Source organism: Bradyrhizobium sp. WSM4874 (assembly GCF_055811835.1).
On sequence record NZ_JBVVPR010000262.1, the window covers coordinates 1 to 277 of the forward strand.

1 pseudogene is annotated in these 277 nt (G+C 60.3%); it reads left to right on the forward strand.

Features of this window, described 5'->3' with window-relative positions:
* Nucleotides 1-158: pseudogene (locus tag AC0L3P_RS40295) on the forward strand (DDE-type integrase/transposase/recombinase); the annotation flags it as partial.
* Between the last annotated feature and the right edge of the window lie 119 nt (nt 159-277).

Consider the following 277-nt stretch of genomic DNA (forward strand, 5'->3'; position numbering starts at 1 on the left):
TGACGATCGACCGGCCGAACCAGGCGTGGGCGGCCGTCATCACGTATCTGCCCATCGGGCGCGGCTTTCTCTATCTCGTCGCGATCATCGACTGGGCGAGCCGTGCGGTTCTGGCGTGGCGCCTGTCGAACACGATGGACGTCTCGTGTGTTTCGGCATGGAATAAGGACCCCGTTTTCGGGGTGATCGGCATCCAATCGGGGCTCTGACTCATATGTGGAACGGCCCGGGCTGCAAGATCTTTCTCTGGTTGAACAAGGAATGACGGTGCGGTCAT